15 protein-coding genes, 7 tRNA genes and 1 rRNA gene are annotated in these 20,569 nt (G+C 43.3%); 6 read left to right on the top strand and 17 right to left on the bottom strand.

The features are described from left to right. Positions 1 to 360: 360 nt before the first annotated feature. The 12 genes from glmS to NPA43_RS01035 form a co-directional block, all read right to left on the bottom strand. Positions 361 to 2,163, bottom strand: coding sequence for a glutamine--fructose-6-phosphate transaminase (isomerizing) (glmS, locus tag NPA43_RS01090; RefSeq protein WP_256499228.1), 1,803 nt, complete (start codon positions 2,161 to 2,163; stop codon positions 361 to 363). A 571-nt stretch (positions 2,164 to 2,734) separates the two neighbouring features. Beyond that, positions 2,735 to 4,081, bottom strand: a complete 1,347-nt coding sequence (glmM, locus tag NPA43_RS01085; RefSeq protein ID WP_099726235.1) for a phosphoglucosamine mutase — start codon at positions 4,079 to 4,081, stop codon at positions 2,735 to 2,737. A 25-nt stretch (positions 4,082 to 4,106) separates the two neighbouring features. Next, complete coding sequence (locus NPA43_RS01080) at positions 4,107 to 5,516, bottom strand: CdaR family protein (protein ID WP_099726236.1); 1,410 nt, start codon at positions 5,514 to 5,516, stop codon at positions 4,107 to 4,109. After that, the gene (cdaA, locus tag NPA43_RS01075) at positions 5,509 to 6,330 is read right to left on the bottom strand and encodes a diadenylate cyclase CdaA (protein WP_099726237.1); all 822 of its coding nucleotides are present in this window, start codon (positions 6,328 to 6,330) and stop codon (positions 5,509 to 5,511) included. Before cdaA ends, NPA43_RS01080 begins: the two co-directional genes overlap by 8 nt. 218 nt (positions 6,331 to 6,548) lie before the next feature. After that, entirely contained in the window at positions 6,549 to 7,169 is a 621-nt protein-coding gene (gene rsiW / locus NPA43_RS01070; RefSeq protein ID WP_099726238.1) for an anti-sigma-W factor RsiW, read from the bottom strand. A gap of 14 nt (positions 7,170 to 7,183) precedes the next feature. Continuing rightward, a complete protein-coding gene (gene sigW, locus NPA43_RS01065) occupies positions 7,184 to 7,747 on the bottom strand; it encodes an RNA polymerase sigma factor SigW (RefSeq protein WP_034324045.1) in 564 nt (187 codons plus the stop codon). 182 nt (positions 7,748 to 7,929) lie between these two features. Next, a complete protein-coding gene (rocF, locus tag NPA43_RS01060; protein WP_099726239.1) occupies positions 7,930 to 8,841 on the bottom strand; it encodes an arginase in 912 nt (303 codons plus the stop codon). 136 nt (positions 8,842 to 8,977) lie between these two features. Beyond that, positions 8,978 to 9,049, bottom strand: a tRNA-Gln gene (locus tag NPA43_RS01055). 4 nt (positions 9,050 to 9,053) lie between these two features. Next, positions 9,054 to 9,138 (bottom strand) — tRNA-Tyr (locus NPA43_RS01050). A 28-nt stretch (positions 9,139 to 9,166) separates the two neighbouring features. Further along, positions 9,167 to 9,239: transfer RNA gene (locus NPA43_RS01045), tRNA-Thr, on the bottom strand. A gap of 3 nt (positions 9,240 to 9,242) precedes the next feature. Then, positions 9,243 to 9,318 (bottom strand) — tRNA-Val (locus NPA43_RS01040). Positions 9,319 to 9,324: 6 nt separating this feature from the next. Beyond that, a tRNA-Glu gene (locus tag NPA43_RS01035) sits at positions 9,325 to 9,399 on the bottom strand. A 220-nt stretch (positions 9,400 to 9,619) separates the two neighbouring features. Between NPA43_RS01035 and murQ the strand changes: the two genes are divergently transcribed. Genes murQ through NPA43_RS01005 form a run of 6 tightly spaced genes read left to right on the top strand, consistent with a single transcriptional unit; the run spans position 9,620 to position 17,352 of the window. Then, entirely contained in the window at positions 9,620 to 10,531 is a 912-nt protein-coding gene (gene murQ / locus NPA43_RS01030; protein WP_256499227.1) for an N-acetylmuramic acid 6-phosphate etherase, read from the top strand. Positions 10,532 to 10,545: 14 nt separating this feature from the next. Continuing rightward, positions 10,546 to 11,415: a MurR/RpiR family transcriptional regulator gene (locus NPA43_RS01025; protein WP_099726241.1), complete on the top strand. Its 870-nt coding sequence runs from the start codon at positions 10,546 to 10,548 to the stop codon at positions 11,413 to 11,415. After that, on the top strand, positions 11,412 to 12,791 hold the full coding sequence (locus NPA43_RS01020) for a PTS transporter subunit EIIC (RefSeq protein WP_099726242.1): 1,380 nt from the start codon (positions 11,412 to 11,414) through the stop codon (positions 12,789 to 12,791). The genes NPA43_RS01025 and NPA43_RS01020 overlap by 4 nt, the downstream gene beginning before the upstream one ends. Positions 12,792 to 12,804: 13 nt before the next feature. Beyond that, positions 12,805 to 14,160, top strand: a complete 1,356-nt coding sequence (gene pbp4b / locus NPA43_RS01015; RefSeq protein ID WP_256499226.1) for a penicillin binding protein PBP4B — start codon at positions 12,805 to 12,807, stop codon at positions 14,158 to 14,160. Between the two features lie 13 nt (positions 14,161 to 14,173). Then, complete coding sequence (locus tag NPA43_RS01010; protein ID WP_230031190.1) at positions 14,174 to 16,093, top strand: glycoside hydrolase family 3 protein; 1,920 nt, start codon at positions 14,174 to 14,176, stop codon at positions 16,091 to 16,093. Between the two features lie 11 nt (positions 16,094 to 16,104). Beyond that, positions 16,105 to 17,352 carry an exo-beta-N-acetylmuramidase NamZ family protein gene (locus NPA43_RS01005; protein WP_099726245.1) on the top strand — a complete coding sequence of 416 codons (1,248 nt, stop codon included), beginning with the start codon at positions 16,105 to 16,107 and terminating at the stop codon, positions 17,350 to 17,352. Between the two features lie 38 nt (positions 17,353 to 17,390). On the opposite strand, the gene NPA43_RS01000 is transcribed toward NPA43_RS01005, so the two are convergent. The 5 genes from NPA43_RS01000 to rrf form a co-directional block, all read right to left on the bottom strand. Continuing rightward, complete coding sequence (locus tag NPA43_RS01000) at positions 17,391 to 18,356, bottom strand: bile acid:sodium symporter family protein (protein WP_256499225.1); 966 nt, start codon at positions 18,354 to 18,356, stop codon at positions 17,391 to 17,393. 61 nt (positions 18,357 to 18,417) lie between these two features. Next, positions 18,418 to 19,857: a SulP family inorganic anion transporter gene (locus tag NPA43_RS00995; RefSeq protein ID WP_249704814.1), complete on the bottom strand. Its 1,440-nt coding sequence runs from the start codon at positions 19,855 to 19,857 to the stop codon at positions 18,418 to 18,420. A gap of 362 nt (positions 19,858 to 20,219) precedes the next feature. Continuing rightward, a tRNA-Thr gene (locus NPA43_RS00990) sits at positions 20,220 to 20,292 on the bottom strand. Between the two features lies 1 nt (position 20,293). Next, positions 20,294 to 20,368: transfer RNA gene (locus NPA43_RS00985), tRNA-Asn, on the bottom strand. A gap of 42 nt (positions 20,369 to 20,410) precedes the next feature. Continuing rightward, positions 20,411 to 20,526: ribosomal RNA gene (rrf, locus tag NPA43_RS00980) — 5S ribosomal RNA — on the bottom strand. Positions 20,527 to 20,569 lie beyond the last annotated feature (43 nt).

Here is a 20,569-nt window from a genome sequence, read left to right as displayed (position 1 = left end):
TATATTTAAGAAATTGAACGATACAAAACCCAAGGAATACACCAATCGTCCTCTGCTTAGGTAGGACCGCCAATCAATAAATAAGAGCTAATAAACAATGCGACATAACCAATCAAGAAAAAACAATTCCCCATTTTTCCTTTTTTAAATATCGAATAAAAATGACATTCCCCCTCGAAAACGATCTATATTTTGTAAAGAAAGCAGCCTTCAAATACTGTAGCACATGAATAAACATCATCCCTTAATAAAAAATCATCGTGCTTTCAAATCTATATGATTCTAGTTCTTTTGACACAAAAATACCCCTTTAGAAAATGATATCTAAAGGGGTATCAAAAATCCGATTTTATTTAAAACCTACTCCACCGTCACACTCTTCGCAAGGTTACGTGGTTTATCCACATCACACCCGCGGTGAAGTGCTGCGTAGTAAGCGATCAGCTGTAATGGGACAACAGATGCAAGTGGTGCAAGTGCTGGGTGTACAGCTGGAAGGACGAAACGGTCGCCTTCGTCTTCTAGGCCTTTCAGTGAGATGACACATGGGTTTGCGCCGCGTGCAATGACTTCTTTGACGTTACCGCGAATGCTGAGGTTCACGTGCTCTTGCGTAGCAAGGGCAATGACCGGTGTACCTTCTTCAATTAACGCAATCGTGCCGTGTTTGAGTTCTCCACCAGCAAATCCTTCTGCTTGGATGTAAGAGATCTCTTTTAGTTTTAGTGAACCTTCAAGGCACACATAGTAGTCAAGTCCTCTTCCGATAAAGAATGCGTTACGTGTCACTGTGAAGAAGTCACGAGCGATTTGTTCCATTTCATCCTTTTGATCGACAAGGGCTTCCATTGCGTTTGCCACAATACCAAGCTCTTTCACAAGATCAAAGTCAAGAGATTGACCATTTAATTCAGCTGCAACGGATGCAAGGATCGCAAGAACAGCGATTTGTGCTGTGTAGGCTTTTGTTGAAGCTACTGCGATTTCTGGTCCTGCATGAAGAAGCAATGTGAAGTCCGCTTCACGAGATAGCGTAGAACCTGGTACGTTTGTGATTGTTAATGCTTTATGACCAAGCTCTTTGACTTGAACAAGTACAGCGCGGCTGTCCGCAGTCTCCCCAGATTGAGAAAGGAAGATGAACAATGGCTTTTTCGATAGAAGCGGCATGTTGTAAGAGAATTCACTTGCTACATGAACTTCTACAGGTACTTTCGCCCAGTTTTCAATATATTGTTTACCGACAAGACCTGCATGGTAGCTCGTTCCACAAGCCACAATGTAAATGCGGTCTGCTTCTGCTACTGCGCTTGCGATATCGCCAGCGACTGACAGCTTGCCGTTTTCGTCTTGATATTCTTGGATGATTTTGCGCATCACAAGCGGCTGTTCATCCGTTTCTTTTAACATGTAGTGAGGATATGTGCCTTTCTCGATGTCGCTTGCATCCAGCTCAGCGATATAAGAAGGACGTGTCATGATATCACCGTCAAGGTTTTTGATGATCACCTCGTCTTTTGTGACAATGACCATTTCTTTATCCATTAATTCCGCATATTCGTTCGTTACTTGAAGCATCGCCATTGCGTCAGATGCCACAACGTTGAAATCTTCTCCGAAACCAACCAATAATGGGCTTTTGTTTTTCGCCACATAGATTGTTTCTTTGTTTTCATTATCGAAAAGGGCAATTGCGTAAGAGCCTTTTAGTTGAAGAAGCGTTTGACGGAAAGCTTCCTCTGTATCAAGACCTCTGCTTACAAATTGTTCGATGACTTGAACAACAACCTCTGTATCTGTGTCGCTTTTAAGTGTGACGTCTTGTAAATATTCGCGTGTCAATTGTACATAGTTCTCGATGACACCGTTATGAACAAGCGTAAAACGGCCAGAATCACTTTGATGCGGATGCGCATTGAGATGACTTGGTACACCGTGTGTTGCCCAGCGTGTATGTCCAATTCCTGCTGTAGATGCCACGTTTACATCAACGACCTCACGAAGCTCAGCGATACGTCCTTTTTCTTTGAACACATGCACGCCTTCTTCGTTTGCCACAGCAATACCTGCTGAGTCATACCCGCGGTACTCAAGCTTCTCTAAGCCTTTTAATAAGATTTCTTTCGCATCATTCTGACCAATATAACCTACGATTCCACACATAAATATTCTTCCTCCCGATCACGTGAAAGGGACAAAGAAAGCCTACTAAAATAGAAGGGACATTTCTTCGTCCCTCTCTACATGTTTATTTTGGGAGATCATGTGTATTCCCTTTGTACAAAGAGTCACCTCTTTGCTTTAAAGAAACACTTACGGCTGTGATCTCTTTTGATCAGCCGGGAGGCATCCGCCGAAAATTCGATAACCTCCATCCTCGTCAACTAAGCATCTGTCGTCCGATCGCTTAGTTCGGGCGCTATCATTATAAGAGTTCCTGAACATCTACCCTGCCTTTCCAGCTAGAATAAAAATCCAATAACACAAGGATGATTGTACTATAAGGTCTGACCTCCGTCAATCACAATTTAGGGGTGATCCCTTTCATTTGAGAAAGCGAGACCTCCATACACTATATGCGATGAGGCTTGTCACGTTCTACAATTGATGTGCTCTCCTATGTATGAAGGCATTAGCAAGTTGCCCTCGCCTATATCATTCGTACAGTTCATTTCACTTATGACGATTATTCGAAAAAAAAGCAAACCGCTGCTTAGCGATTTGCTTTCATCTATTACTCAATACCCATTTCCTCTTTGACAACAGCCGTAATTCGAGCCACATATTCATCACACAGCTCTTTTGTTTTCGCCTCTGCCATCACACGTACAAGCGGCTCTGTTCCAGATGGACGAACAAGAATACGGCCGTCACCGTTCATCTCTTTTTCAACCTCTTGAATCACAGCTTTTACTTTTTCATTTTCTTCCACTTTATATTTATCAGACACCTTCACATTCACTAGAAGCTGCGGGAACTTCTCCATTTCAGCCGCAAGCTCTGATAATGTTTTTCCTGTCGCTTTTAGCGTATTCACAAGCATGATGGCAGAAAGCATGCCGTCACCTGTCGTATTGTAATCAAGGAAAATCAAGTGGCCTGATTGCTCGCCGCCGACATTATAGCCATCCTTTTTCATCGCTTCGACCACATAGCGGTCACCAACAGCGGTTTGGATGCTCTTAATGCCTTGTTTCTCCAACGCTTTATAGAAGCCGAGGTTACTCATGACTGTTGACACGACTGTGTCATCCTTTAATCGGCCTTCACTCTTCAAATAACGTGCACATATGTACATAATTTGATCGCCGTCTACGATATCACCTTTTTCATCGACTGCAATTAAACGGTCACCGTCACCATCAAACGCAAGACCAATATCCGCACCCTTTTCCTTTACAAAAGCAGAAAGTGCCTCTGGATGAGTTGAGCCGACGCCATCATTGATATTCAAGCCGTTTGGTGATGTTCCCATTGTGGACACATCTGCATCTAAATCAGCAAATAAATGTGTCGCAAGAGAAGATGTTGCACCATGTGCACAGTCAAGGGCCACGTGAATGCCTGTGAAATCCTCATCTGCTGTCTGCTTCAAGAATTGCAAGTATTTCTGACCACCTTCAAAGTAGTCATTCATCGTTCCAAGATCGGCTCCAACTGGACGTGGTAATTGATCGACTGGCTGATCCATTAGCTGCTCAATTTCGTTCTCCTGTTCATCTGACAGTTTAAAGCCGTCGCCACCGAAGAATTTAATCCCGTTATCCTGAACTGGATTGTGAGAAGCAGAAATCATGACACCTGCTTCTGCATCCATTGCCTTCGTTAAATAGGACACGCCAGGTGTTGAGATCACACCTAAACGCATCACTTCAGCCCCAATTGAAAGCAAGCCTGCAACGAGTGCTCCTTCTAGCATATGACCAGATACACGTGTGTCTCGTCCAACGAGTACCTTTGGACGTTCTTTATCCTTCGTGAGGACATAGCCGCCAAATCTCCCAATTTTAAATGCGAGCTCTGGCGTTAATTCGCTATTAGCCACACCCCTTACACCATCAGTTCCAAAGTACTTGCCCATGTTTCAATCGCTCCTTTTTTACCATTCAAGAGGGCTCTGTGTCCTCTTTTTTATCTTCTTTCATCCGCTGTCTCTGAATTGATTCCTTCTTTGCTTTATCTTGTGTCGATTCATCTTTTCTCTTCTTTTCCTGACCATCGTCATCAGACGATCGATCCTTTCGATCATTCGTAGAAGCCGGCTGATCTTCCGTGTCAGTAGAGGTAAGTTTCACCTTGACCTTTGATCTCGTTAATGCCCACGTCACGTTTTGAGGACCATTCACTTGCACTTTGACCTCATGTGTTCCTTCGTTCAAGTCCCCCACATTGATATAGGCTTCAATATCTGAAGCCTTTAGTTTATCAATCGCACTCTTTGATCCCTTTGCTGTTAACGTGAGCCGCCCAGAAGACGGGCTCACAAAATCAGAGGTGAGATCCTTGCTCAGACCCACGACAGAGATTGGTACATTATCGATCTTTTTTTCTTCAGCTGTTGCAACCTTCACTTTGATCTTAACGGTTTCAGGCGACACCTTTTTCACACCATCTGGCAGGGGAATGTCGGCATCAATCTCCGTATCATCTTTGATTTTGCTTAGGTCCAGCTTAACGCCATCAATAAAATCAAGTGCATCTAGCACCTTTTGAGAGCCGTACACTGTGACCTCACTCGGACTTGTCTCAATGCTTGAAATACTGATCCCATCCGGTAAGCTGCCCGTCCGCTCAATTTTAAACGGGACCTTCTTGCTTGGACTCGTGATTGGGACCGTAATATCCACTACTGACGGACTCACTTCGACTGGCAGCTCGTTCCCGCTGCTGTCATACACAGTGAGCTTCGCTTCTTTTTCAATCTGTTGATCGACATCCTCTAAGTTCACAAATGCTTTAATGACAGAAATTTTGTCGATTACATCCTTTGAGCCAGTGACAGTCACCTTTTTCGGATTCACAATGGGCTGTTCGGGTGAATAGCCGTCTTTGATTTTATTTTGATTATAAAATTCTGTTTCAACAGGAAATTCAGCTGTCGTTTTTTCTTGTATCGTCACAGTCGTCACAGACGGATTAATTGATAATGTGATTCCCTTTGATACATCTCTTGCCTTCAGCTCCACTTTATGTGTGCCTGTCGTTAAGTTTTGCATATCTGCATAAATTTCAAAATTCTTTGTTTGTCTTGCTGTTTTCACAGCACTTGTTGATCCCTTAATCGTGACATTGACTGTCTGCGGTACACCAGTGACGACGTACTTCTCGTCATCATAATACGCTTTAACAGGAATGTCGGTTAAGGTTGCTTCATCTGTCGTCGATGTTGGGAAAAAGGATTCACCGATTTTTTTCGGCGTGGGCGCTTGCGCTGAATTGACTGCACCATACAGCAATAAAGCGAAGACCAATGCAAGAAACTTTACGGCCCAGCGATTATTCAAAATCTTATCCATTTTTCTTGCCCCTCCAATACCATTTGGTCGAGGAAGCATCTTTGCTGTTCTTACTAAATTCAGCAATCAGCATTTCTTCAAGCGCTTCTTCAGTCAATTCTCGATGGAGATCACCATTTCTTGCGACACTTATGCCGCCTGTCTCCTCAGAGACGATGACGGTTAAGCTGTCTGTCACTTCACTAATACCAACTGCCGCCCGGTGGCGCGTTCCGAGTTCCTTAGAGATAAAAGGACTTTCTGACAGCGGTAAATAACAAGCTGCAGCTGCAATCTCATCACTCTTCATAATGACAGCACCGTCATGAAGCGGGGTATTCGGAATGAAAATATTAATCAGCAGCTCAGAACTCACCTTTGCATTCAAAGGAATTCCTGTCTCTATGTAATCATTCATCCCAGTATCGCGCTCAATTGTCAGCAGCGCTCCTATTCTGCGTTTTGCCATATAGTTAATTGCTTTTGTAATTGCCTCGATCGTTTTCTGCTGCTGTTCCTCTACAGGTGTCCCGCTTCTTGAGAAGAAACGGCCGCGCCCGAGCTGCTCAAGCGCTCTCCTTAGCTCTGGCTGAAAAATAATAATGATCGCAAGGAAACCCCACGTAATCGCTTGGTCCATCAGCCATTGAAGTGTGTTAAGACCGAGATACGCACTTCCCATCCTGACGAGAACAATGACCACAATTCCCTTTAAAAGCTGAACCGCTTTTGTTCCGCGGATGACCATCATTAATTTATATATCACATACCAAACAACGAGTATATCAACAGCATTACCGAGGTACTGCAAAAAAGGAATATCCCCTAAAGCCATTTCCTCGTCCTCCAGAATTTTCAAGTTTCTTCGTGTGATGCATTTTTTTATAAAAAAAGCCTATGTGTAAATACATAGCGAGGCTATTATACCACATTTTATTTCAGCAAGGAAAATAGTTGCCATATATAGCTGGCTGTCTAGTATGCGTGAATCTGAGCAATGATATAGAAAAAGAGCAGCCCCTAAGAGACTGCTCCATGCTGTTTGATTTACTTTTACTCCTCTGGCCCAATGACCCGCATCACGTTTTGTGCTGTGGATTTCATTTTGTACCAGATCCAATCAAACACTTCATTAATTTCATTGATTTGACCAGTGACTTGTCCGGCAGAAGCAGTCAGCTGTTCCCCATTGACGACTGTGACATTTCCATCAACCTTGCCTTCTACAATCAGCTTGCCATTTTTGACAGTGACATCACCTTTGACGGTTTCCCCTTTAGGTACGGTCACTGTATCATTTTCAACCACGAGATTCGGCTGCTTTGACACACTGAAATTATGATCAGTATTCCAGCTTGTAAACAGACTGCCTCCCATCAAAATGAGAAAGAGGGCAGCGGCTACGATCAGCGGGTGAGCTTTGATCCATCTTTGAACCGAGACACGCTTTTTCTCCTTTGGAAGACCTGCCATCACCTTTGCAGTGAAATCAGAAGGTGCTTCTATATGAGATGTACTCTGCACTAGCGCAATGGATTTCTCAATTTGTTGAAAATGAGTACGGCACTCCTCACACGATTGCAGATGGCTTTTTAATTCTTTTTCGTCTTGGGGCTCAATGTCCCCGTCTAAATACTGATGCATAAGCAGGACGATTTTTTCCTGACAGCTCATCAAAATCACCTCACTCAAAGGTCTCTCAACTGTTTCCGGAGAGCCTCTCTACCCCTGTGTATTCTCGTTTTCACTGTACCAACTGGTATATTCAGAATCTCACTAATTTCTTTTAACGAGAGTTCATCAATATACTTTAATACGATGACTGAACGATATTTATCGGGTAATCTTAGAATTTTTTGCTGAATGGTACTCGATAACTCAAGAGACACCACCTCATCCTCTGGCAAAATGCCATCAGCAGCAATTTGAGAATACATATTCAGTCCTTCTGTTCCTGCCACCTCTGCATCTAAATAATAATCCGGCTTTTTTTTGCGAATACGGTCGATGGTCAGGTTGGTTGCAATGCGGTACAGCCACGTGGAAAACTTACGATTCACATCAAAGCTCTCAATATTCACATAGGCACGAATAAACGCCTCCTGCGCAATATCCTCTGCTTCGTGTGCATTCCCAAGCATACGGTAGCACAGCTGATAAATTTTGTCTTTATACAGGTCTACGATGTCTGTAAATGCGTTCTGGTCGCCTTTTTTCACTTGCTTAATTCTCTTTTTGATCATTGTGTCCATAGTATATTCAACCTCTGCCTTCACCGGTCTTTATGTATACGAACCTCTTTCCAAAAGGTTTCATTCTCCTCTAAAAAATAGTGTAACAAATTTTTGACAGCGTGTTACGCTTATTAGCCAGTAAAAACCTTAATATATCCTTAAATTTCCCCAAAATAAAAAAAACGGGAACAAGTCCCGCTCTACAATAACTTTTCACCCATTAAAGAACCAATTAAAGCAACAGCCGCTTCTGCTGTTTTATTTTTCTCATCTAATACTGGATTTACCTCCACAAATTCGGCTGAAGTTAAAATACCTGCTTCCTCTAAAAGCTCCATTGCAAGGTGACTCTCACGATAACTAATGCCGCCTGCCACAGGAGTTCCTACACCCGGGCATTCCGCTGGATCTAGCCCATCTAAATCAAGTGATAGGTGGACACCATCTGTTCTTTCCTTTAAATACAAAATTGCTTCCTCCATCACCCTTGTCATCCCTAAACGATCAATTTCATGCATCGTATACACCTTCATACCTTTTTCTCTAATCAACTGCCGCTCTCCTTCATCTAAGGAACGAGCACCAATTAATACGACATTTTCGGGTTTCAATTTAGGAGAATAACCACCAATGTTCGTTAAATCAGCATGCCCAAGGCCAAGACTGACAGCAAGCGGCATGCCATGAATATTTCCAGAAGGAGAAGTTTCCTCCGTATTTAAATCACCGTGTGCATCATACCAAATGACACCCAAGTTTTCATAATGCTTAGCTACACCGGCAAGTGTGCCAATCGCAATGCTGTGATCACCGCCTAAAATCAATGGAAACGAACCTGACTGCACAATACTGTCAACCTTTTCAGCAAGCAGCTGATTGGCACCAGCATTCTCCGTTAGATTTTTTAATTTTTCACTTGTATATAAACCTTTCTCATCGTCCCTTTGCTCGACTGGAATATCCCCGAGATCCTCCACATCAAATGAGAGCGATTCCAATTTTTCTTTTACGCCAGCACATCGAATCGCACTCGGCCCCATATCGACGCCCCTTCTCGTTTGACCCAAGTCCATCGGAACCCCGACAATCGTGACCCTCTTTTGATCTCCCATATGTACATCCCCTTTCTGTTCATGCCTATATTTTACTTTCTCGATGCCTCCTGACTCAACTCGACAACATTTTGAATAGTTATACATTCCCTCTGCTAACATAAAAAAAGACACCTTTTTCAAAAAGGTGTCTTAACTGGGCTAGCTGGATTCGAACCAACGCATGACGGAGTCAAAGTCCGTTGCCTTACCGCTTGGCTATAGCCCAAAAATGGTGGAGGGGGGCGGATTCGAACCGCCGAACCCGGAGGGAGCGGATTTACAGTCCGCCGCGTTTAGCCACTTCGCTACCCCTCCACATATGGAATTGATAAAGAAAAAACAGTGCCGGCAAGAGGACTTGAACCCCCAACCTACTGATTACAAGTCAGTTGCTCTACCAGTTGAGCTACACCGGCATATGGTGGAGGATGACGGGCTCGAACCGCCGACCCTCTGCTTGTAAGGCAGATGCTCTCCCAGCTGAGCTAATCCTCCACATCATGGTGACCCGTACGGGATTCGAACCCGTGTTACCGCCGTGAAAGGGCGGTGTCTTAACCGCTTGACCAACGGGCCAGTTTGTTAAGTTTACTGTTTCCGTGAAGCTGACAAAAGTTATTATATACAGGTTGTCCCCCTTTTGTAAAGGGGAATTTTATTTTTTTTATTTTCTAATAATTAACCACCTTGCAGCACGACATTTTACTTGAAATATAATTTCAGTATTTAAATATAATGTTGAAATTTCATATCATACTCAATATACTGAAAATGAAGAAATAAGGAGGTATGTCACATGCAGCCATCTCAACTGCGTTCTTTGACAACAGAATCAAGAAACCCTAACACAATGGGAATTTCACAAGCAGATCCGCTCGAAATGCTCCAAATGATCAATGAAGAAGATATGAAAGTCGCTCAAGCGGTCAATCGTGTACTTCCACATGTGAAAACAGCAAGTGACTTCGCCTATGAATCCATCTCGAATGGAGGCAGACTCATTTATTTAGGCGCTGGAACAAGCGGCAGAATTGGCGTGATGGACGCTGTTGAATGTCCACCAACCTATAGCGTCTCACCTGATGTCATTGTAGGCATCATGGCAGGTGGGGACTCCGCGTTTTCACACGCTGCCGAAGATGTGGAAGACAGTGAAGAAGCCGGCAAACAGGATTTAGTACACATCCACCTCACGTCAACAGATACTGTCGTCGGCATTGCCGCTAGCGGTAGGACGCCCTATATCATCGGTGCTTTAAACTACGCAAGATCCATCGGAGCAAAAACAGTAGCCCTCAGCTGCAATGAACAAGCAGAAATTAGCGAGCTGGCAGACTGCGCCATTGAAGTCGTCGTTGGACCTGAAGCCATCACCGGGTCAACACGAATGAAAGCCGCATCCGCTCATAAAATGATTTTAAATATGCTTTCCACCTCTGTCATGATCAGACAAGGCAAAGTATATGAAAACCTGATGGTTGATGTAAAAGTCAGCAATCATAAATTAAAAGAACGCGCCATCACCATCATTCAACATGTGACAAACGCTTCCTACGAACAAGCCGTGAAAACACTTGAAGCGGCAGATTTAGAAGTCAAAACCGCCATCGTCATGCTCCAAACAAACACAGACAAGAAAACAGCCAAGAATTTACTCAACAAAGCGAATGGTCATATCGACAAAGCCATCTCACATCATCAATCCTAAAGGAGGCAGAGCTCATGTCAGCAGGTGGACTCTCCCTAATACACACAATGAAAGCAAAGCTCCCCCAATCTGAAAAAATCATTGCAGACTATATCCTTGCCCATCCTGACAAAGTCATTAAGAGCACAGTACACGAGATCAGTCAGGCAGCCGGTGCAAGCAGCTCTGCAGTCATCCGCCTTTGTAAATCTCTCGGACTAGATGGCTATCACGATTTAAAAATGCGGATTGCTGGAGACTTAATGCATGACGATAAACAAGGCTACCGAGATATCGAACAAGATGAACCACTTCAATCCATTATTCAAAAAACAGCAGGAAACTCGATTCAATCGATTAAGGATACTGCCTCTATTTTAAATGCAGATACTTTAGAAAAGGCCGTTCAATTGCTGCTACATGCAAATCAAATCCATTTTATCGGTGTTGGTGCATCTGGCATCGTCGCAGCTGACGCACAGCAGAAATTTCTCAGAATCAATTATGCAGCCACAGCCTTTACTGACATGCATATCGCATCCACCGTCATCGCAAATGCAGGAAAGAACGACATTGTTTTCGGTATATCCTTTTCTGGAGAAACGTTAGACATCATTCAAGCCCTTCAGCTCGCAAAAGAAAATCAAGTGAAAACCATTGCCTTAACGCATCCAGGTCATACAAGCGTTTCTGCTTTATGTGACGTTCACCTATCGACGTCCGGTTCCAATGAAGCACCTTTTCGCAGTGCTGCCACTTCCTCTAGAATGGCACAGCTCTACTTAATTGATGTCTTGTTCCTCAGTTTAGCTTCCCGTCAATATGAAGAGACAGCGCAGTATATTGACAAGACAAGGCATGCCATCCGCTCCATGAAACGAAAACCAAAGGGGGATTCAACATGAGTCATCAAAAGAAATATCAGCAGTTAGCGAAAGATATTCTTTCGCTCTGTGGTGGTTCTGAAAATATCTCTTCCCATACACATTGTATGACACGTCTCCGAATTACACCGATCGATGATGAAAAAGTTCAAATCACAGCGATCAAAGAACTTGATGGCGTCATTGGCGTCGTCGAGGCGGAAACGCTTCAAATCATTTTAGGCACTGGCGTTGTCAACCAAGTATCAAGTGCGTTTGAACAGCTGCTAAAAGCCTCTGGTTCATTTGACTTGAACAACGAAGCACAAAAAAACAAGCAAGCCATTTCACAAAAGAACCGCACACCGTTCAAGCTGTTCTTACGACGGATTGCCAGCATTTTTATCCCTATCATTCCAGCACTGGTTGCGTCAGGCCTCATTACTGGTATTACAAAAGCAATCGTGCAAGCGGGCTGGCTTGATGCAAAATCTCAAGCTGCGATCATTTTAACCGTTATTGGTTCAGGCTTGTTCGCTTATCTTGGGATATTAGTCGGAACAAATGCCGCAAAGGAATTTGGAGGCTCTCCCGCATTAGGCGCTTTAGCTGGTATTCTCATTATTAACCCAGCCTCCGCAGATATTATGTTATTTGGCACAAATATTCTACCAGGCAGAGGCGGACTCATCGGTGTTCTTCTTGCCGCCATCTTTATGGCCTTTGTTGAGACCCGAATTAGACGCTTCGTCCCGCAGTCACTCGATATCATCGTCACACCAACCATCACATTACTCATTACTGGAATTTTTACGTACATCGTCTTCATGCCAGTCGGCGGATTTATATCTGATGCCATCACCTCAGGACTCACTTATCTATTAAACATGGGCGGTATTTTCGCCGGATTTGTTCTTGGTGCGACCTTCCTTCCACTTGTAGTAACAGGACTTCACCAAGGACTGACACCTATTCATATGGAACTCATCAATTCAATTGGAGATGACCCGCTTCTGCCAATTCTCGCTATGGGAGGCGCAGGACAGGTCGGTGCGGCATTTGCCATTTATATGAAAACAAAAAAGAAAAAGCTCAAAAGAGCCATTGCAGGTGGACTTCCTTCAGGAATGCTTGGTATTGGTGAACCACTCATTTTCGGTGTCACACTACCACTAGGAAGACCATTTCTCACTGCTTGTCTCGGTGCTGGAATCGGCGGAGCATTTCAAGCCTACTTCCAAATCGCCACTAAAGCAATTGGGGTATCAGGTCTTCCATTAACCTTTATCGTTCACGCGCATCAAATGCTTCTTTACTTAATTGGACTATTCATTGCATATGTCGCTGGATTTATCTTCACATACTTATTTGGCTTTCATGATGATATGGCTGTTGAATTCGAGGAAACCAATCAATAAGGAGGTCTAGCTCTTGAAGAAATGTTTTCTTTTGATGACATGTCTGTTCATGCTCCTTGGGCTACCAGTACAAACATTTGCAACCAGCTCCCATCCTGTATCGTCTTTGTCTAAAACAGCACCTGAAGAATATCCCGTCTTAAAAAAAGCAAAACGACCAGAACAAGTAGGTTTTTCTTCCAGGCAGCTTAGGAAGGTTGATCAAATGATTCAAAACGATATCAAAGCAGGATTTCCAGGAGCCGCGCTCATCATCATCAAGGATGGTAAGATCGTCCATCAAAAAGCCTATGGCTACAGGCAAAAATACGAAGGGTCTAACGAACTCAAATCGTATAAGAAAATGAAAAAGAACACGCTGTTCGACCTGGCATCCAATACAAAAATGTACGCCACCAACTATGCCCTGCAAAAGCTCGTATACGAACAAAAACTAGATGTGAATGAAAAAATACAATCCATCCTGCCAGACTTTCAAGATGAACCAGATGCAAAGGTCACCGGCAAAGATCAGCTTCGGGTAAAAGATCTCCTCACACATTCTGCCGGTCTCCCATCCAGTGTCTTATTTTATAGCAAAGAAGCAGCTGGCTCTTTTTTCTCTCAAGATAGACAAACAACCATGAAATGGCTGCCTAAGGTGCCTCTACAATACGAGCCAGGTACCCAGCATATTTATAGTGATATTGATTACATGCTTTTAGGCATGATCATCGAGAAAAAAACAGGAATCCCTCTTGATCAATATGTAGAGTCTACGATCTATCGGCCGCTAGGTCTCAAGCATACAATGTTCAATCCGCTGCAAAAAGGATTCAAGCCCAAGCATTTTGCAGCAACTGAACGTTTAGGCAATACGCGAGATGGTGTGATCGATTTTGAAAACATTCGACGATACACCCTGCTAGGAGAAGTACACGATGAGAAAGCATATTACTCAATGGCTGGTGTCTCCGGCCATGCTGGACTTTTCTCTAACACCTCAGATATGGCGGTGCTGCTCCAGCTGATGCTCAACAAAGGAGGCTATGGGAAAACAACCATCTTTGACCAAGCTTCTATCGATCTCTTTACAACATCCTCAGACACGAACCCAACTTACGGGCTAGGCTGGCGGAAAAACGGCAATACTGACATGGAATGGATGTTTGGAAAATATGCAAGTAACGAAGCCTATGGACATACAGGCTGGACCGGAACGATGACGTTGATTGATCCAAAACACAATCTAGGTATCGCTTTGCTGACAAATAAGAAACATTCACCTGTCGTTTCACCTGAAACCAACCCTAATCAATTCGAAGGTGATCTTTTCCCAACTGGTACTTATGGAAGCATCATGACCGCAATCTACGAATCTTTTAAGTAAAAGGAGGAATTCGATGTTAAAATCTCTCTTCCCCGCTACTCTGGTTTTTGCCCTGCTAACCTCTTCCATTCCAACGGAAAAGATTAGCTCTGCCTCTCTTCCAACCGCAAAACAAATGGTGGAAGACATGTCACTGGATGAAAAGATTGGCCAAATGCTCATGCCAGACTTTCGCAATTGGCAAGCAAAAGGTGAATCCGCGCCTAAAGGCTTAACAAAGATGAATCAAGAAGTATCCCATCTTGTAGAGAAATATCATCTAGGCGGTGTCATCTTATTTGCAGAGAATGTCGTTGATACGAAACAAACCGTCAAACTCACTCATGAATTTCAAAAAGCATCGCCAAATATTCCTTTACTCATTTCAATTGATCAAGAAGGCGGAATCGTCACAAGACTACAAAAGGGAACACATTTCCCAGGAAATATGTCGATTGGTGCCTCTAGAAGCAGGAAAAATGCATACGACACAGGAAAAATCATCGGAAAGGAATTAAACGCCTTAGGTATCAATACAAACTTCTCTCCTGTTCTTGATGTGAATAATAACCCAAACAACCCCGTCATTGGTGTCCGTTCCTTTAGCTCTGACCCTGCACTTGTCACTAGACTTGGCCTTCAAACCATGAAAGGACTTCAAAAGGAAAAGACCATTTCCACACTAAAGCATTTCCCGGGACATGGTGATACAGCCGTCGATAGTCACTACGGCTTGCCGCTCGTAGAACATGACCTAGATCGTTTAAAAAAGGTTGAGCTGTATCCATTTCAACAAGCAATCAACGCAGGTGCGGATATGGTTATGACCGCTCATGTTCAATTTCCTGCCATTGATGACACGACCTATCAAAGTAAAAAAGATGGCGAGGACATCATGGTTCCAGCTACCTTATCTAAAAAAGTGATCACACACTTATTAAAAGAAGAGATGGGCTTTCAAGGAGTTGTTGTGACTGATGCTCTAAATATGAAGGCGATTGCAGATAACTTCGGACAGGAAGAAGCCGTGGTCATGGCCATTAGAGCAGGAGTCGACATTGCCCTCATGCCAGCGCCTGTCACATCTCTAAAAACCGAGAAAAACCTAGAAAATGTGTTTAATGCTTTAAAACGAGCCGTTCTATCAAACGAAATTCCGATGTCTCAGATCAACCAATCTGTCGAAAAAATCCTTCAATTGAAGATCAAGCGCGGCATCATTTCCACTAAAAAGCCAGTAAGTCTTGAGAAAAAAATCAAAAAAGCCACTCAACTCGTTGGTAAAAAGTCGCACCGGAAAGCTGAACAAAAAATAGCCCGTGAAGGAATCACTCTACTTAAAAACAACGACAAGACCTTACCTTTTCAACCTAAAAAGAATGACCAAATCGTGCTCATGGCACCCTATGAAGATCAAACAAAAGCAATGTCTGTCACCATAGAAGCTCTGATCACACAAAAAAAAATCAAGCCTGTACGTACCCAATCATACGCTTTTGCAGATAAAACCTTCTCCAAAGAAACAGCCAAACTGATTCAAGATGCTGACTATGTCATTACCGGCTCTTACGTTGTCCAAAATGACCCAGCTGTGAATGATGGCGTGATTGATGACAATGTACAGGACCCGAAGAAATGGGCAACCGCCTTCCCTCGTGCTGTCATGAAAGAAGCAAAATCACAAAACAAAAAAATGGTCATCATGAGTCTTAGAAACCCATATGATGCTGCTAATTTCGAGGAAGCCGATGCCTTACTGGCTGTTTACGGTTTTAAAGGCTATGCAAACGGACAATTCAACCAACCGAATATTCCTGCTGGACTAGAAGTGATATTTGGAGCGGCATCACCTAAAGGGAAATTGCCAGTCGCTATCCCATCTGTCACTCATCCGAATCAAACCCTTTACCCATTTGGCTATGGGCTCAACTTGAAAGGGAAACAGATCAAATAGGAGGGATTCTCTTGAAAAAGACAGGAAGCTTGATACTCGCGAGCATTCTCATGATGAGCACATTGACCGCCGCCTCCCCCCCAGATCAAGGACGAACAGACACAAAAGGAAAAAAAGCAGCAGTCAAAACAGGCATCGAAACATTACTCTCAAGTAATCTCTCATGGCTAAAAGAGAAAAAGGTAGGGCTTATTACGAATCCTACCGGCGTTGATGCAAACATGAAAAGCAGTGTCGATCTCCTATTTGAACATCCAAATATTAAGCTCACTGCTCTATATGGACCTGAACACGGCGTACGCGGCGATGCACAAGCAGGAGAAGGCGTCGAATCCTATACCGATGAAAAAACAGGCCTGCCTGTTTACTCTCTCTATGGAAAAACAAGAAAACCAACTCCTGATATGCTCAAAAATGTAGATGTGCTGCTATTTGATATTCAAGACGTTGGCGCTCGATATTACACCTATATTTACACGATGGCCTACGCGATGGAAGCCGCTAAGGAAAACAATATCCCATTTGTTGTCCTAGACCGTCCAAATCCCATAGGCGGGCTAAAAGTAGAAGGACCTGTATTAGAACCCGAACACTCCTCATTTGTGGGTCTTTATCCAATACCATTAAGACATGGAATGACCACTGGGGAGCTCGCAAATATGTTTAACAAAGAGTTTCATATCAATGCTGATGTAACAGTCATCAAAATGAAAAATTGGAAGCGATCCATGACGTTCGATGACACGAAGCTGCCGTTCGTCCTTCCTTCACCTAACATGCCGACAGTTGATAGTACCTTTGTATATCCAGCCACAGGATTAATTGAAGGCACAAACGTCTCGGAAGGCAGAGGAACGACAAAACCGTTTGAGCTCATTGGCGCTCCATATATCAATAGCAACGAGCTAGCGGATCATTTAAATCAGCTAAAGCTAAAAGGCGTTCAATTTAGACCCGTTTCATTCACCCCTACCTTTTCAAAACATGCCGGGACTCTTTCTCACGGTGTGCAGCTATATGTCACAAACCGCTCTTCATTTGAAGCTGTGAAAACGGGGTTATCCATCATCAAAGCGATCCATGATTTGTATCCTAATGACTTTCAGTTCCTTCAAACAGGCAGCTTTGATAAACTGATCGGGAATGGTTGGGTCAAAGAGGAAATCAATAAAGGCACTTCAGTCAAACACATCATGAAACGCTATCATCATGATCTCAAAACGTTCGAAAAGAAACGGAAAAAATATCTCATCTATTAACTCGCAAAAAACCTCCATACTTTGAGATGGAGGTTTTTTCATGATAAAGATTTAGTCATAGCAGGTGTTTTCAGCTCAAAACGATTGAGTAAAAAACCAAACAAGGCAGCAAGCACTTGCTGAAACAGCATGCCAATCACAACAGGGACAGCGACAGCAGGCGGGAAAAAGCTAGTGGCAAGTACAGCTCCCGCACTAATATTTCGCATGCCACCTGTATACACAATGGCCACAATCTCCCCTTGAGTACATTTCATCGCCTTTCCAATCAACCATGCAAAGGCATATCCACTCATCGCAATGAGAAACACAATCGCTGCTTTACTAAAAATGGCGGCATCCAGTTCACGCAAGTATGGAGCGACAACAGAGCTGTTAATCGAGACCACAACAAACAAGCCTATTTTTGAAAAAGGTGATAGGGTCTGGCTGATCGTTTTCGTCACCGCTGGCTTTGCAAACTGATGAACGAGCATTCCTAAAATAGATGGAAGCACCACCATACCAAACAACCCTTTCATGATGGCCACAATATCCATATGAACCTGTGTACCGACGAAGAGTGACAGGCTGGCCGGCACGATAATTGGCGAAAGCAGTGTATCAATTAAAATGATGGATAAGGTTAACCCAACATTTCCTTTATACATCGCCGCCCAAATTAAACTAGAAACACCTGTCGGAATCACCATCGCAAGTGTCAAGCCGGTGATCGTCATGGAATCACCCGCAAATATCAAATGCCCCGCTGACCAAGCATAAAGGGGCATCAATACATGCAAAATCATAAACGATAAAATCAAAGGCAATGGGTGCATCACCGTATGCTTTAAAGCTGAAAAAGAAGCAGACAAACTCCCTGCAAATGTCATAACGGCAAATACCCATGGCACCAAAAACGCAAAATCCTTTAAATAGGCCGCCAATAATACACCAATTAACACACTAATAGGCGTAATGAGCGGCATCATCCGGCCGAGCACTTGGTTCAAACGCACAAGCATGCCGGCCACCTCCATCCTTCACATTCTTCCCTTTTCTATTGTAACAAACAGAAAGACCTTTTTAAGAACCCATCACCTGCTTCACAAGCTTTTGACTAGATGTATCCATTCCAACTACGTCTACTTGCACACCAGCTGCTCGATATTTTTCCTTCACACGTTCAATTGCTGCCACGCCTGATTCATCCCATATACGCGCTTCAGACAAATCAATCACAACGGATTGAAGATCTTTCCCCTGATGGAATGCTGAAATCAAGTCAGTGACTGAAGCAAAGAAAATTTGCCCCTTAATTCGGTAAACCCAAGTACCTGCTTGGCTTTCTGTAGAGGTAATATGAAGCTTTGATATTTTAGCCACAAAGAAAACCGCACTAAGCAGCACACCTGCAAAAACACCCTTTGATAAATCATGAGTCAACACCACAGTCACGACCGTGACAAGCATCACAATAGAATCTGTTTTCGGGTTCTTTTTTAGCTGCTGGAATGAACTCCAATCAAAGGTACCAATCGAAACCATGATCATCACAGCCACAAGAGCAGCCATCGGAATTTGAACCACCACATCACCCAATACAAAAATCAGCACCATTAAAAATGCACCTGCTACAAAGGTAGAAAGCCGGCCTCTTCCGCCAGCCTTTGTATTAATCACAGATTGACCAATCATCGCACACCCAGCCATACCTCCAAAGAATCCCGCAACCACATTGGCGATTCCTTGGCCTCTCGCTTCTTTGTTTTTACGACTAGACGTCTCCGTCATATCATCTACAATCTGTGCTGTTAAAAGAGATTCAAGTAAACCAACCATCGCAAGTGCTAAAGAATAAGGAAAAATGATAGCAAGTGTCTCCCAGCTAAACGGCACATTTGGGATAAGAAAAGCAGGCAAAGAACTAGGAAGCTCTCCCATATCTCCGACCGTTCTGACATCAATATGCCCAAATACAGCAATCATCGTTATCACAATAATCGCAATGAGTGGAGAAGGGATTACTTTTGTGATCATCGGCAATACATAAATGATCAGCAAAGCACCACCCGTCATCATAAACATAGCCATTGATTCTCCAACGAAATGTGGAAGCTGAGCCATGAAGATCATAATCGCCAATGCATTCACAAAACCTACCATCACGGACCTAGGAATAAATTTCATCAATCGAGAAACACGGCACAACCCAAATACAATTTGAATCAGACCTGTTAAAATCGTAGCTGCAAACAAATACTGCAATCCATGGTCTGCAATCAAGTTAACCATGACCAGGGCCATTGCACCTGTAGCAGCTGAAATCATGCCTGGCCGTCCACCAACAAACGAAATCACAATCGCAATACAAAACGAAGCATATAATCCGATCTTCGGATCAACGCCCGCAATAATCGAAAACGCAATGGCCTCAGGAATCAAAGCCAGGGCCACTAAAATACCCGCCAATACATCCTGGCGCACATATCCAAACCATTCTTGCTTTACAAATAAATCTTTCAAACCATCTACTCCTTTTTATATACATACCGTACATCGAAATAGAAGAACAACGAAACCTGGAGATAAAGAAAGGAAAAACAAACAACACTACTTTCGGGGAAAAAGAGGAACGTACAGAGTCTTTTGTTAGAGAGGCTTTTATCACTTTAGTAAGAATAAAAGAAATCAGCTGAAGAATCAAGAACAAAAAGAGGGGTTATATAGAAAGCTAATACAAAAATATTCCATTCATATCGATCCATTCATTTTTCTATTTACATCAGTCTACTCGTAATCGAGCGAGTTCAATTTAATTTAAAACAAACAAAAAAAGCCTTCTCATCATCGAGAAACCTTAAGATTTACCATTATTATTAGAGGAAAGCTTCCAAGCGGGCTCGAACCGCTGACCTCTTCCTTACCATGGAAGTGCTCTACCTACTGAGCTATGGAAGCATGGCTCCGCAGGTAGGACTCGAACCTACGACCGATCGGTTAACAGCCGATAGCTCTACCACTGAGCTACTGCGGAATGATAAAGTAACTTCTTCCATTGGAAGGATATAAACAAAAAGCTTGGCGGCGTCCTACTCTCACAGGGGGAAACCCCCAACTACCATCGGCGCTGAAGAGCTTAACTTCCGTGTTCGGTATGGGAACGGGTGTGACCTCTTCGCTATCGCCACCAAACCTGATGGAGAGAATGTTCTCTCAAAACTAGATAACAACGTTC

Origin of the sequence: Bacillus pumilus (genome assembly GCF_024498355.1) — a bacterium.
GTDB lineage: Bacteria > Bacillota > Bacilli > Bacillales > Bacillaceae > Bacillus > Bacillus pumilus_P.
This window is presented reverse-complemented; position numbering and strand designations above follow the sequence as displayed.